Below are 14452 nucleotides of genomic sequence, written 5' to 3'. Positions count from 1 at the left end.
TTTTAATGTTTAAAATGACGTACTCCTGTGAACACCATTGTAATTCCATATTCATCAGCCATGCGGATTGAATCTTCGTCACGGATTGAGCCACCAGGTTGGATGATTGCTGTTACACCTGCTTTTGCAGCGGCTTCAACTGTGTCTGACATTGGGAAGAAAGCATCAGAGCCCATTGCGCTACCTTGTGCTTTTTCACCAGCCTGCTCGATTGCAATTTTAGCAGCGCCAACACGATTCATTTGCCCTGCACCAACTCCAACTGTCATTTCATCTTTTGCTAATACAATGGCGTTTGATTTTACATGTTTAACAACTTTCCAAGCTAATTTTAAGTCTTTCCATTCATCTTCTGATGGTTCACGTTTTGTTGGGATTGTTACTTCCACATCATCTAAAGATAGTGTGTCTTCATCTTGAACTAGTAAGCCACCGTGAACAGATTGAAGAACTTTTTCAGGCTTAGAAGCAGCTGACACATCAATTGTTAATAAACGTAGGTTTTTCTTAGCTGTTAAAACATCTAATGCCTCTTGACTGAATGATGGGGCAATGACAATCTCAAGGAAGATTTCGTGTAGCTTTTTAGCTGTTTCTACATCAACTTCATGATTCAGTGCAACAATACCACCGAAAATTGACGTTGGATCTGCTTCGAAGCAACGAGTGAAGGCTTCTAATGTTGAAGTACCTACCCCTACTCCACATGGGTTCATATGTTTAACTGCTACTGCAGCTGGCTCTGTAAATTCACGAACAATTTGAAGAGCTGCATCGGCATCTTTAATATTGTTAAAAGAAAGCTCTTTTCCATGAAGCTGCTCCGCGTTTGCAATAGATGCTACTGGAACGAATGGTTTTTGATAGAAAGTAGCATTTTGATGAGGGTTTTCCCCATAACGAAGAGATTGCTTTTTCTCAAATGTATAAGTAACTGTTTCAGGATCTTCTTCACCAACTGTTTTTGTTAAAAATTCTGCAATTAAAGCATCATAAGCAGCTGTGTGTCTGAAAACTTTTGCAGCTAAACGTTGTTTTTGAGCTAGTGATACTTCACCTGAAGCTTTTAGCTCTTCTAAAACAGTACTGTAATCTTGTGGATCAACAAGAACTGTTACATCTTCATGATTTTTTGCTGCAGAACGAAGCATTGATGGTCCGCCAATATCGATATTTTCAATCGCATCTTGAAATTGAACGTCCGGCTTAGAAATTGTTTCTTTAAAAGGATAAAGGTTTACAACAACCATATCGATTGTTTCAATGTTATTTTCTTTTAATTGATCCATATGACTAGGGTTATTACGTACCGCTAGTAAACCACCATGAATGTTTGGATGAAGAGTTTTTACACGACCATCCATGATTTCCGGAAATCCAGTTACTTCAGAAATCCCAATAACATTTAAGCCGTTTTCCTCAAGTAATTTCTTTGTTCCTCCAGTTGAAATAACTTCAACGCCTAATTCAATTAATTCCTTTACAAATGGGACAAGATTCTCTTTATCTGACACACTAACTAGCGCACGTTTCACTGCCATCAATTTTCACCTCTACACATTATTTTGATACTAATTCTTGAATGACTTTCGGATATAAAAGATGTTCAACTTTATGGATTTTTTCTGCAATCATATCTTCTGTATCACCATAAGCAACCTCGACTGCTTGTTGAGCAATAATCGGGCCTGTATCCATTCCTGCATCCACATAATGTACGGTAACACCAGTTACCTTCACTCCTGCACGATAAGCTTGTCCTATCGCATCTTTACCTGGAAAAGCTGGTAGTAAAGATGGATGTATATTCACAATTTTATTTTCGTAAGCCTGTAATAACGTATCCCCAATTAATCTCATATAACCTGCTAGGATAACGAAATCTATTTGGTGATCACGCAAATGAGTCAAAATTTCCTCTTCGAATTGCGCTTTGTTTTCGAAGTCTTTTTGTACAAAACTAAAAACAGGAATGTTAGCTGATTTTGCACGCTCAATGACACCTGCTTTAAGCTTATCACAAAAAACAAAACCAATCTCTGCATCTACTGCACCAAGCTTAACTTGATCAAGGATTGCTTGAAAATTACTGCCATTCCCTGACGCAAATACGGCTATTTTCTTCATTAACGTGCTCCTCCATTAAACGTAACACCAGAACCTTCTACAACACGCCCAATGACATAACCTTTTTCATTGTTAGCTTCTAACTCTTGCATAACATCTTGTAAAAGCTCTTCTTTTACAGCAAGTACAAAACCAATTCCCATATTGAACACATTATACATATCGTCACTGCTTAATTGTCCTTTTTCCTTCAGGAAGTTAAAAATATCAAGCATTGGCCAAGCACCAAGGTCGATTTCAACAGCTGTTTCTTCCGGCAGCATTCTAGGAATGTTTTCAATAAATCCACCACCAGTAATATGAGCCATTCCATCTACTTGATATTTCTTAATTACTTCAAGAACAGGCTTTACGTAAATTTTTGTTGGAGTTAATAATACATCTCCTAAGCTTTGTGTAAACGGTGCATATACCCCATTCAAATCAAGTTTTTGATCTTCAAGGAGAATTTTACGAACTAAAGAAAACCCGTTACTATGAATACCGCTTGATGCGAGTCCGATTAACACATGCCCTGGCTTAATGTTCTCTCCTGTTACAATGTTGTCTTTTTCAACAACACCCACAGAGAAACCAGCAACATCATATTCATCTTCTTCATATAGACCAGGCATTTCCGCTGTTTCTCCACCGACTAATGCACAGCCAGATTGTTCACAGCCATCAGCGATCCCTTTTACAATTTGTTCAATTTTTTCAGGCTTTGCTTTGCCAAGGGCTAAATAATCTAAGAAAAATAAAGGCTCAGCTCCTTGAGCTAAGATGTCATTCACACACATTGCAACTGCATCAATTCCAATTGAATCATGCTTATCAGCCATAAAAGCAAGCTTTAATTTTGTCCCAACACCATCTGTACCTGAAACAAGTACAGGCTTTTTATAATTTAGTTCACTTAAATCAAACATCCCACCAAAGCCACCAAGGCCACCTAATACACCTGTGCGCATTGTTTTGGCAACATGCTTTTTCATTCTTGAAACAGCTTCATATCCTGCTTCTATATCAACACCAGCTTGCTTATAAACGTCAGACATGTGTGTGATCCTCCTTATTAATTCGACAAATTTCGGGTGGTGCCAGGCACCACAAAAACACGTACCGAAAACAAGACAGGAATCGACCACTCGATTCCTATCAGCATTTTCTATTTACGCCTTCTCATGCGGCAGTACCGTGTCCGCGTAAATTTCAGTTGGGTAGCGTCCTGTGAAACAAGCTAAGCATTGACCTCTTGTTTCACCTTCATATGGGCGGCCTAGTCCTTCGAGTAAACCTTCGACACTTAGGAATGCTAAGCTGTCTGCTCCAATGATTTGACGGATTTCTTCGACTGAATGGTTAGAGGCAATGAGCTCTTCATGTGTTGACGTATCAATTCCATAGAAACATGGATTTGCAATAGGTGGTGAACTAATTCGCACGTGAACCTCAGTTGCACCTGCTTCACGAAGCATATTAACAATACGTCGACTTGTTGTTCCTCGAACGATCGAATCATCAACCATTACAACGCGCTTTCCTTCAACAACACCACGTACAGCAGAAAGCTTCATTTTAACCCCTTGTTCACGAAGAGATTGAGATGGCTGAATAAACGTACGACCTACATAACGGTTTTTAATTAACCCTAATTCGTAAGGAATACCTGTTAACTCTGCAAAACCAATCGCAGCTGAAATACTTGAATCAGGTACACCTGTTACAACATCTGCATCTACCTCAGACTCAACAGCTAATCGTTTTCCTAAATTTTTACGGGCAGTATGAACATTAATTCCATCAATATTACTATCCGGACGAGAGAAATAAATATATTCCATACTGCATATAGAACGATTAATATTCATTGAAAAACGTTCAGAACGAATACCTTCATCATTGATAATAAGCAGTTCACCAGGCTGAACATCTCTTTCATATTTCGCTCCGACAACATCAAACGCACAAGTTTCAGATGCAATTACATATGCATCACCCATAACTCCGATCGATAATGGACGTAAACCATTAGGATCTAAAGCAACCATCATTTCTGTTTCTGTCATGATTAAAAAGGCGTACGCTCCTTTAATCATCGTTAATGCGTTTTTCACAGCTTCTTTCAAATCTTGATAACCACTTCTTCTAATAAGGTGGGCAAGCACCTCTGTGTCAGAAGTTGTTTGAAAAATACTTCCTTGGCTCTCAAGCTGATGCTTAAGCTGTGTCGCATTTACTAAGTTACCGTTATGAGCAAGAGCTAATCCGCCACTATGTGATTTGAAAAGCAAAGGCTGGACATTTTCATATCCGCCTCCACCAGCTGTTGCATAACGAACGTGACCGATTGCTGCTTTACCTGACAGTTCATTTAATTTTCCGCCCGCAAATACTTCGTTAATGAGGCCTAACCCCTTCATTCCTGTAAGCTTCTCGCCATCACTTGTTACAATCCCAGCGCCTTCTTGTCCACGGTGCTGTAAGCTGTGAAGACCATAATAAGTGATTTGTGCTGCTTCAGGATGACCCCAAATTCCAAAGACGCCACATTCTTCGTTTAATCCCTTGATTTCAGCAAGCATGGGATTGCTCCTTTCCATGCATCCTTTAATTCTTCAACAGATGCATCGACAAGTGTTTCGTTCTTCTCATTTGAAATGATAAGTTTGCCAGAATCCGTTACTTCTCCAATACAAACTGCATCTACTAAACTTTCAAAGGCTTCTTTGTTTTCTTTTTTCACAGAAAGGATAAATCTTGTTTGAGATTCACTAAATAATGCTGCCGTTGCATCACCTTGAAGAGTAACAGTAGCTCCTAGTCCTTCATGACCAAATAATGGTTCAGCTAGCGCAACCGCTACACCACCTTCAGATACATCATGAGCAGATGCTACTGACTTCGCACGAATCGCAGCAGAAATTTGTCCTAAAACTTTGCTTTCTTTCTCTAAATCTAGCTCCGGTGATTGACCAAAGATTTCGCCTTGTGTTAACTTTTGAAGCTCACTACCACCAAACTCCGGCTTTGTTTCACCAACAAGATAGATTAGATCTCCAGCTGCTTTAAAGTCTTGAGTTGTAATATGATCTGTATCTTCAATTAATCCAACCATACCGATAACAGGTGTTGGATAGATCGCTGTTCCATTTGTTTCGTTATATAAAGACACGTTACCGCCGATAACTGGTGTATTTAATACACGGCAAGCTTCACTAATTCCATCAGCCGCTTTTTCAATTTGCCAGAAAATTTCTGGTTTCTCCGGGTTACCGAAGTTCAAGTTATCTGTAATCGCAAGTGGAGTTGCACCAGAACATACGATGTTACGAGCTGCTTCTGCTACCGCAATTTTCCCACCAACTTCAGGATCTAAATAAAGATAACGAGAGTTACAGTCAGTTGTCATCGCTAAAGCTTTTTTCGTATCACGAATACGTACTACTGCTGCATCAGAACCTGGTGCTACAACTGTATTTGTACGAACCATATAATCATATTGATCGTAAACCCATTCTTTAGATGCAATCGTTGGTTGCTTTAATAGATTCACAAGTGTTTCTTTATAGTTATCTACTTGAAGAGGTGCTACGTTCATTTGTTGGAACTCTTCATAATAAGCAGGTACTTTAGATGGTTTGTGGTAAACAGGTGCTTCTTCTGCTAAAGCGTCAACTGGAAGCTCACATACCACTTCACCTTTATGGAAAAGACGAAGCATTTTATCATCTGTTACTTTACCAACTGAAACAGCTTCTAAATCATATTTCTCAAAAAGATCAACGATTTCTTGCTCTCTTCCTTTTTCAATAACAAGCAGCATTCTTTCTTGTGATTCAGAAAGCATCATTTCATAAGCGGACATTCCTGTTTCACGTTGTGGAATGAGATCTAAGTCCATTTCAATACCAGAACCAGCTTTACTTGCCATCTCTGCTGATGAACTTGTTAATCCAGCTGCACCCATGTCTTGAATTCCAACTAAAGCGTCATTCTTAATTACTTCTAAGCAAGCTTCTAATAAAAGTTTTTCCATGAATGGATCGCCTACTTGCACAGCAGAACGATCTGCACCAGAATCGTCAGTTAATTCTTCAGAAGAAAAAGTTGCACCATGAATTCCGTCACGGCCAGTTTTGGCACCAACATACATAACTGTGTTGCCAACACCTTTTGCCTGACCCTTTTTAATATCTTCATGGTTAATTAACCCAACACACATTGCATTAACAAGTGGATTTCCTTCATAAGAATCATCAAATTGGATTTCTCCACCTACAGTTGGAATACCAATACAGTTACCGTAACCAGCGATACCTGCAACAACCTCTTCAAATAAATATTTCACACGAGGAGTTTTTAGTTCTCCAAAACGTAAAGAATTTAAAATCGCAATAGGTCTAGCTCCCATAGAGAATACATCACGGATGATTCCACCTACACCAGTTGCTGCACCTTGGTAAGGCTCAATTGCTGAAGGATGGTTATGACTCTCAATCTTGAATACAACCGCTTGATTGTCTCCAATATCAACGATCCCAGCTCCCTCACCAGGACCTTGTAGTACTTTTTCACCTGTAACAGGAAACTTCTTTAGAATTGGTTTAGAGTTTTTGTAGCTGCAGTGCTCCGACCACATAACCGAAAAAATACCGATTTCTGTGTAATTTGGAAGACGTCCAATAATTTTTTCAATCAGGGTAAACTCGTCATCACTTACACCCATTTGTCTGTAGATCTTTTCATCTTTTATCATCTGGTTTGTTGGTTCAAGCAGTAGTGACATGAGATTCCCTCCAGTTTTTTACGATCGATTGAAATAATTTTAATCCGTCAGCACTTCCTAATAATTCATCAACTGCACGCTCAGGGTGAGGCATCATCCCTAATACATTTCCGCGCTCGTTTGTAATGCCTGCAATATCAACTAAGCTGCCATTTGGATTTTTTTCGTACGTAAACACGATTTGATTGTTTTCTTTAAGCGTTTGAAGTGTTTGCTCATCACAATAATAGTTCCCTTCTCCATGTGCAATCGGAATTGAGATAACCTCATCCTTTTCATAAGCTGAAGTAAAGGCTGTTTCATTGTTCTCAACCTTTAAATTAACTGGTCGACACATAAACTTTAAATTTTCATTTCTCTTCATTGCACCTGGCAGTAAACCAACTTCTAATAAAATTTGGAATCCATTACATACACCAAGAACAGGCTTTCCAGCTTCAGCTGCTTTAACAACTTCTTTCATGACATTTGAAAAGCGCGCAATCGCACCTGAGCGTAAGTAGTCTCCGTAAGAAAAGCCACCTGGTAGAAGAATGCCATCAAACCCGCTTAAGTCAGTTTCATCATGCCAAACATATTCTACTTCTTCACCAAGCTCATCTTTAATTGCATGGTACATATCAACATCACAGTTAGACCCCGGGAAAACGATCACAGCGAATTTCACTTTGTGACAACCTCCTGTACCTCGTAGCTAAAGTCTTCAATCACTGTATTAGCAAGTAATTTTTCACACATTTCACGAACAGCTACATCTAAATCACGGTCTGATTTTTCAATTGTAAGTTCCATATACTTTCCGATACGTACATCTTGAACTTCTTTATAATCCATGCTGTGTAAAGCACTTTTCACTGCGCTTCCTTGTGGATCTAATACACTTTCTCTTAACGTGACATAAACTTTTACTTTGTACATGTTGATTGGCCTCCAAGTCTAGTTAAAATAACTTCATATGCATCTGTTAAACTACCAATTTCTCGACGAAAAACATCTTTATCGAACTTCTCGTTTGTGTTGATATCCCATAAACGACATGTATCTGGTGATACTTCATCAGCAAGTATAATGTTCCCATCCTCTGTTAAGCCAAATTCCAATTTAAAGTCAATTAGGCGGATGTCACATGCAAGGAAATGAGCTTTAAGCACTTCATTCACCTTTTTAGCTAGAGTTTTTAATGTTTCAACTTGTTCTGGTGTTGCAACTTCTAATAGAGCGATATGATCTTCGGTAATTAATGGATCACCTAAATCATCATCTTTGTAATAAAACTCTACTAGTGGATGTTTAATTTCTGTTCCCTCTTCAATTCCAATACGTTTAGAAAGGCTGCCTGCCACAACATTTCTTACCACTACTTCTAAAGGAATAATTTCTACCTTTTTGACAAGTTGCTCAGTAGCTGAAAGTCTTTTAACAAAATGATTTTCAATGTTGTTTGCTGTTAGCTTTTCAAAAATCAATGTAGAAATCTCATTATTTAAACGACCTTTACCTGTGATCTCTTCCTTTTTCACACCATTAAAGGCTGTTGCAGAATCTTTGTATGAGACCCATAAAATAGTAGGTTCGTTTGTTTTATAAATTCTTTTTGCTTTACCTTCATATAGTAATTCAAGCTTTTCTGTACTCAATGAAAGCCCTCCTAAACTGAATATTGGGAACCTTAAGTATATACAAACTATTTGTTAGATTTTCTAACCATATTTTTTTATCAAATAGATAGCAAGGGACTTTTTAGCCCTTGCTATTTGCTTTTTATAATCCTAGACGTTCGAAAATTGCATCTACACCTTTTAAGTGGTAGTTATAATCGAAGCAATCTGCAATTGTTTCCGCTGAAAGACGAGAAGTAATTTTTTCTTCGGCTTCTACTAATCCACGGAAAGGTACTTGTTTTTCCCAAGCTTCCATTGCTTTAGGTTGAACAAGATCATACGCTTCTTCTCTTGTCATACCCGTATCAATTAGCGCTAATAACACGCGTTGAGAGTAGATAAGACCTTGTGTACGATCCATATTACGCTTCATGTTTTCAGGGAATACTGTTAAGTTTTTCACGATATTACCGAAGCGATTTAACATATAGTTAAGAGCAATCGTAGCATCTGGTAAGATAATACGTTCAGCTGAAGAGTGAGAAATATCTCTTTCATGCCATAAAGGAACATTTTCGTAAGCTGTTAACATATATCCACGAATAACACGTGCAAGGCCTGTCATATTTTCTGAACCGATCGGGTTACGTTTATGAGGCATTGCTGAAGATCCTTTTTGACCCTTTGCAAACGATTCTTCCACTTCACGTGTTTCACTCTTTTGTAGACCACGAATTTCTACAGCGAACTTCTCAATTGACGTTGCAACTAGTGCAATAGAAGCCATATAATCTGCATGACGGTCACGTTGTAAAGTTTGTGTTGAAATTGGAGCAGGTTTTGTTCCTAGCTTTTCACACACATATGATTCAACAAAAGGATCAATGTTTGCATAAGTTCCAACAGCACCAGAGATCTTTCCGTATTCAACACCTTCTGCAGCACGCTTAAAGCGATCTAAATTACGTTTCATTTCTTCATACCATAATCCAAGCTTTAAACCAAAAGTTGTTGGTTCAGCATGTACACCATGAGTACGTCCCATCATGACTGTGTATTTATGCTCTTGTGCTTTTTCTTTTAAAATTTGAATAAAGTTTTCAATATCTTTTAATAGAATATCGTTTGCTTGTTTAAGTATATAAGATAAAGCAGTATCTACTACATCAGTTGACGTTAAGCCATAATGTACCCATTTACGTTCTTCACCAAGAGTTTCCGAAACCGCTCTAGTGAACGCAACAACATCATGACGAGTTTCTAATTCAATTTCGTTAATGCGGTTCACATCAAATGATGCATTCTTACGAAGAAGTGCAACATCTTCTTTTGGAATAACTCCAAGCTCTGCCCATGCTTCACACGCTAAAATTTCTACCTCTAACCAAGCTTTAAATTTATTTTCTTCCGTCCAAATCGCACCCATCTCTGGTCTTGTATAACGTTCAATCATGTTTTTGCCTCCGTTCTATTTATAACCCCAAATTTGATTTACTTTATCTATATCTTTTTCTATTGTTTCACTAATAAACGTGATATGTCCCATTTTGCGTTTTACAGCAGGTTCCTTCTTCCCATATAGGTGAAGCTTTGCATCTTTTAGTAATGAGAGATGATCACTCACTATCGATAAATCTTCTCCTAACAAATTCACCATCATACCGCTTTGAAGTAATGTTGTTCGCCCTAAAGGCAAATCACAGACAGCACGGATATGTTGTTCAAATTGATCTGTTTCACATAAGTCGATTGTATAATGACCTGAATTATGCGGGCGAGGTGCAAGCTCATTAATATAGATATCTCCATTTTTCGTTAAAAACATTTCTACAGCAAGTGTTCCGACAAGCTCAAAACTATTTGATAGTTTAATAGCTAACTGTTCTGCTTTTTGAATAACCTCATCTGACACTCTTGCAGGTACAATGCTTTGATAAAGAATATTGTCTTTATGAACATTTTCAGCCACTGGAAACGTCTTTGTCTCGCCACTAACAGATCTTGTCACAATAACCGATATTTCCTTTTCAAAAGGTACCCATTTTTCTAATATACATGTTCCATGAGAAAGTAATTGTTTCGCTTCCTCAAGATCTTGATCACTACGCAGGACTCTTTGTCCTTTACCGTCATAACCACCTCTGCATGTTTTTAACACACTCGGATATTCAAGCTTTGCAACTCCCTTATATAACTCTTCATCGTTATGGATAATTTGATAAGGAGCTACCTCACAACCCGCTTTCTCTATGGCTGCTTTTTCTGTTTCACGATCCTGTGTTAAAAGAAGCAATGAGCTTTTTTGTGGTAATGCCGCATTTTCTTCCAACCAACGCAGTGCTGTGTAATCGATGTTCTCGAATTCATAGGTTATAACATCACTAACCTCAGCAAGTCTCTTAATTGCCTCTAAATCATCATAACCTGCTGTAATCTCTATATCTGCAATTTGACCACAAGGACAATCTTCTGTTGGATCCAATACCGCGATACGATAACCAAGCTGTCTAGCTGCAATGGCCATCATTCTGCCAAGCTGACCTCCACCAATTATCCCAATTGTTCCTCCTGGCAATATCGTTTGGTTACTCAAGTTCATCACTGCTTTCTAACACCTTTAGTCGAAGCTCTTCTCTTCTTGTATCTAATTTATCTGCTAGAGATTGATCACCTGTTGAAAGAATCTCAGCGGCTAATAAACCCGCATTCGTTGCTCCTGCTTTTCCTATCGCAACCGTTGCAACTGGAACCCCTCCTGGCATTTGAACAATCGATAACAATGAATCAAGACCATTTAGAGCCTTTGACTGTACTGGAACTCCAATGACTGGTAAAGATGTTTTTGCTGCTACCATACCTGGTAAATGTGCAGCGCCTCCTGCACCAGCTATAATAACCTTTAAACCTCTTTTTCTAGCATTTTCAGCATACTCAAACATGTAATCTGGTGTACGATGCGCTGAAACAACCTTCTTTTCATAAGGAACATTCAACTCATCAAGAATATCACATGCAGCTTTCATTGTTTCCCAGTCAGACGTACTTCCCATGATAACTCCTACAACCGGCTCCATCTTTTCCCCACCTTTACAAAACTAGAAAACTTGGCTTGTCGCTAAGTACATCGGCGAAAGCCCTATTTTAAATAAACTCTGATACTAAAAAAGCTCGATATCTAAACTCTCTCTAATCCATAGAGAAAGTTCAGTATATCGAGCTCGGATTATTGGTCTATTTCCGAATCGTATATACATGACTTTCCCTCATAGTCCGGTGATTTACGGTCATCGGGTAGAAACTTCTGGGCCATATTCCCAATTATATATGAGGTTTATCGTTCATCAATTATTTACATGTTTTATATTAACAATGAAGCTTTTCGATGTCAACGTAAAATCGAACGATTTATTTTATTGACACATTAATGTTCGTGTTTTACATTAATTTCCCTTCAAATGTAATACTTCTACCACAAGGAACATGTTCAACAACATTATCTCGTTTTTCTTCCTTAAAGATAGGCTGCTCCGTTCTTCTAACAGGAAAGTACCCTTCCTTACTCATTCTATCTAAACAATCATCAATCGTTTCATTTTCTTCTACTATAAATTTTTTCTTTTTTGGCTTACTTGTCATTCTTCAACCTCCATAAAGTACAATCCCATTTTCAAAAAAAGTACTCTCATTTTACCACTTTTTTAATACCTCTACTTATTATTTTCGGGTAATTTTAATACACATATACCATTTAAAAGAAGAAAAAAGGGGATGAGGGCTAACAGGGTACCATTTTGAGTAATTATCATGCGTGTATTCATAATAAATGGGGCACAACCTTTGATCATACAAGTTGGTTATTTATGGTAAGATTACTGTGCTAGTAAAAATTTTCGAAAATTATTATTCCTGAATTATAGGAGGTTTTGTTCACTCAATTTAAAGGAGGACTTTTCTTTGTTAATCATGATTGCCGTTTTCTTTTTGTCAGGCATTATCTCTATTGCTTATCAACAAACCGTGTTCTCCGCAATTGTTATTATTGGATTATTAATTATGTTATTAACTAATAAGAAAAGAAAGTTTGTTATCTCTCTACTGTTATCATTTCTAATTGGCTTTGTTGTATCTATGGTTACTAATAATTTCATTGAAACAATAAATTTACCAAAGGACATAAAAATTATCCTTAATCGTTTTTTCCTTGTTTTTATCATAATAGGAATCATTTTAAATCATCTTTTTTTCAATAAAACCATTTCTTGGTACAATAATAAGCCAGATTGGCAAAATCCAATTATCCTACCATTTCATAAAGTTCATACATTTTGGTTTTGGATAATCGGAATAGCTGTTAATGGGTTAATATATTTATTTTTTATCATTCAAAAAGATATTGAATATATCCAATCGCTTCTATTGTTTTGCTTAATTTTTTCACTAATCAATGCTGTTTTTGAGGAAGTTATTTGGAGAGGGATCCTGCTTTCCAGTCTTAAGGAATATACATCTACGAGGTTTGCTATTTTTGTTACAAGTGTCGGCTTTGGACTTCTCCATCTATCAATCGGATTTTCTATTTATCTTAGTTTATTCATTTCAGTTGCAGGAGTAATTTACGCATTAATTACACTTAAAACCAATAGCATCTATCCTAGTATTGTCTTTCATATCATCATTAATATTGGAATGGTATTAAGTGGATTTATCATTTAATACTCTTAAGAAGAAGCTCAAAACCTAAAGCTCTGAGCTTCTTCATTCAATGTTTTCTATATTTCAATACTGCTTCTTTTAAATTTATTGGTACATTTAATCAAAAAACTCCATATGCTTCTTTTCCTTCTTATAATAATTCAAACGATCCTGTAATGTTCCCGTGTGAAATTCAAATTTATGTCCATCTGGATCAGTAAAATAGATCGATTTTTTATCTTTTTCATCTCTTGGACGTCCCGAAAGAATTGTTACATTTAATTCACTTAGTTTGTTGTAAACTTGATCAAAATCCTTTTCTTCTACAGAAAAAGCAATATGTGTATACGAGTGTACAATTTCATTCCTTAGAATATATTTCTCCTCATTCAAAGCTACCCAATATCCATTCAAATCAAAATAAGCAGTACTCCGACCTTTTACTAACAATTTCGCACCAAATACATTTTGATAAAATTGTATTGATTGATTTAAATCGGAAACTGAAAACAGAAAGTGATTGATTTCTTTCATCATTAATTTTCCCTCATCATCATTTACTTTGAACTTCCATACTAGTTAATATAGCATATCTATGTAAAATGTTAGAAGATGGTTTATTTTGGTCCTTCTTATCTAACTCTAGAAGTTGGAAGAAAAGGCACGAAGATTTAAAAATGTTGAACTAAAACGGATTAAATTGTTTTATCTACGATTTTGAAGGAATCATCTACGATTCTGAAAAATTTCTCGAATTCTGAATCCTACTCTAAAATGCTGCACAAAAAAAAGACCAGTATCTCTACTGATCTTTTCTTCTTCTTACTTGGCGACGTCCTACTCTCACAGGGGGAAACCCCCAACTACCATCGGCGCAAGAGCTTAACTTCCGTGTTCGGACTATCGGCTTGCGATAAGCGGCGAATCTCCGCGTCAGCTTGTTCGTTCAGATCCTCATGTGCCAAGACCGCACACTCCGGTCTTCACTCTCTGCGCTTCCTTGACCTTCTTGCTTCTCCCAAGCCTTAGGCTAGTAGTTTTACTTTGTCTCTTCTTATATTCAAACCTTCGGTTTAACTACCTTTAACCACACAAAAAAAGACCAGTATCTCTACTGATCTTTTCTACATCTTACTTGGCGACGTCCTACTCTCACAGGAGGAAACCCCCAACTACCATCGGCGCAAGAGCTTAACTTCCGTGTTCGGACTATCGGCTTGCGATAAGCGGCGAATCTCCGCGTCAGCTTGTTCGTTCAGATCCT

At 37.4% G+C, this 14452-nt stretch carries 14 protein-coding genes and 1 riboswitch; of the genes, 1 reads left to right on the top strand and 13 read right to left on the bottom strand.

The window, feature by feature from the left end; translation table 11 throughout:
• Positions 1 to 2: 2 nt before the first annotated feature.
• From purH to ACEWK1_RS05305, 12 genes are all read right to left on the bottom strand, one after another.
• Positions 3 to 1541 carry a bifunctional phosphoribosylaminoimidazolecarboxamide formyltransferase/IMP cyclohydrolase gene (gene purH / locus ACEWK1_RS05360; protein ID WP_247339236.1) on the bottom strand — a complete coding sequence of 513 codons (1539 nt, stop codon included), beginning with the start codon at positions 1539 to 1541 and terminating at the stop codon, positions 3 to 5.
• Between the two features lie 19 nt (positions 1542 to 1560).
• The gene (purN, locus tag ACEWK1_RS05355; RefSeq protein ID WP_247339233.1) at positions 1561 to 2127 is read right to left on the bottom strand and encodes a phosphoribosylglycinamide formyltransferase; all 567 of its coding nucleotides are present in this window, start codon (positions 2125 to 2127) and stop codon (positions 1561 to 1563) included.
• Positions 2127 to 3164, bottom strand: a complete 1038-nt coding sequence (purM, locus tag ACEWK1_RS05350) for a phosphoribosylformylglycinamidine cyclo-ligase (protein ID WP_247339231.1) — start codon at positions 3162 to 3164, stop codon at positions 2127 to 2129. The genes purN and purM overlap by 1 nt, the downstream gene beginning before the upstream one ends.
• Before the next feature lie 114 nt (positions 3165 to 3278).
• Positions 3279 to 4691: an amidophosphoribosyltransferase gene (gene purF / locus ACEWK1_RS05345; RefSeq protein ID WP_247339229.1), complete on the bottom strand. Its 1413-nt coding sequence runs from the start codon at positions 4689 to 4691 to the stop codon at positions 3279 to 3281.
• Complete coding sequence (gene purL / locus ACEWK1_RS05340) at positions 4667 to 6895, bottom strand: phosphoribosylformylglycinamidine synthase subunit PurL (protein WP_416635756.1); 2229 nt, start codon at positions 6893 to 6895, stop codon at positions 4667 to 4669. The genes purF and purL overlap by 25 nt, the downstream gene beginning before the upstream one ends.
• Entirely contained in the window at positions 6879 to 7562 is a 684-nt protein-coding gene (gene purQ, locus ACEWK1_RS05335) for a phosphoribosylformylglycinamidine synthase subunit PurQ (RefSeq protein WP_098797710.1), read from the bottom strand. Before purQ ends, purL begins: the two co-directional genes overlap by 17 nt.
• Positions 7559 to 7813: a phosphoribosylformylglycinamidine synthase subunit PurS gene (gene purS / locus ACEWK1_RS05330; protein WP_098797711.1), complete on the bottom strand. Its 255-nt coding sequence runs from the start codon at positions 7811 to 7813 to the stop codon at positions 7559 to 7561. Before purS ends, purQ begins: the two co-directional genes overlap by 4 nt.
• A complete protein-coding gene (gene purC / locus ACEWK1_RS05325; protein ID WP_212138183.1) occupies positions 7801 to 8532 on the bottom strand; it encodes a phosphoribosylaminoimidazolesuccinocarboxamide synthase in 732 nt (243 codons plus the stop codon). The genes purS and purC overlap by 13 nt, the downstream gene beginning before the upstream one ends.
• Before the next feature lie 124 nt (positions 8533 to 8656).
• On the bottom strand, positions 8657 to 9949 hold the full coding sequence (purB, locus tag ACEWK1_RS05320) for an adenylosuccinate lyase (protein WP_247339226.1): 1293 nt from the start codon (positions 9947 to 9949) through the stop codon (positions 8657 to 8659).
• A 15-nt stretch (positions 9950 to 9964) separates the two neighbouring features.
• The gene (gene purK / locus ACEWK1_RS05315) at positions 9965 to 11095 is read right to left on the bottom strand and encodes a 5-(carboxyamino)imidazole ribonucleotide synthase (RefSeq protein WP_247347081.1); all 1131 of its coding nucleotides are present in this window, start codon (positions 11093 to 11095) and stop codon (positions 9965 to 9967) included.
• Positions 11082 to 11570 carry a 5-(carboxyamino)imidazole ribonucleotide mutase gene (gene purE / locus ACEWK1_RS05310; RefSeq protein WP_098797715.1) on the bottom strand — a complete coding sequence of 163 codons (489 nt, stop codon included), beginning with the start codon at positions 11568 to 11570 and terminating at the stop codon, positions 11082 to 11084. The genes purK and purE overlap by 14 nt, the downstream gene beginning before the upstream one ends.
• Positions 11571 to 11742: 172 nt before the next feature.
• Positions 11743 to 11844, bottom strand: a riboswitch (purine riboswitch).
• Positions 11845 to 11931: 87 nt separating this feature from the next.
• Positions 11932 to 12132, bottom strand: coding sequence for an NETI motif-containing protein (locus ACEWK1_RS05305; protein ID WP_212138186.1), 201 nt, complete (start codon positions 12130 to 12132; stop codon positions 11932 to 11934).
• Between the two features lie 327 nt (positions 12133 to 12459).
• Here ACEWK1_RS05305 and ACEWK1_RS05300 point away from each other — a divergent pair, with 327 nt between their 5' ends.
• Positions 12460 to 13209 carry a CPBP family intramembrane glutamic endopeptidase gene (locus ACEWK1_RS05300; protein ID WP_247347079.1) on the top strand — a complete coding sequence of 250 codons (750 nt, stop codon included), beginning with the start codon at positions 12460 to 12462 and terminating at the stop codon, positions 13207 to 13209.
• Positions 13210 to 13305: 96 nt separating this feature from the next.
• On the opposite strand, the gene fosM is transcribed toward ACEWK1_RS05300, so the two are convergent.
• The gene (fosM, locus tag ACEWK1_RS05295) at positions 13306 to 13725 is read right to left on the bottom strand and encodes a FosM family fosfomycin resistance protein (RefSeq protein ID WP_379053574.1); all 420 of its coding nucleotides are present in this window, start codon (positions 13723 to 13725) and stop codon (positions 13306 to 13308) included.
• Positions 13726 to 14452 lie beyond the last annotated feature (727 nt).

Source organism: Metabacillus sp. YM-086 (genome assembly GCF_048059995.1).
Classification (GTDB): domain Bacteria; phylum Bacillota; class Bacilli; order Bacillales; family Bacillaceae; genus Metabacillus; species Metabacillus litoralis_B.
Note: the sequence above shows the minus strand (reverse complement) of the source record. Positions and strands in the feature narration are given on the sequence as shown.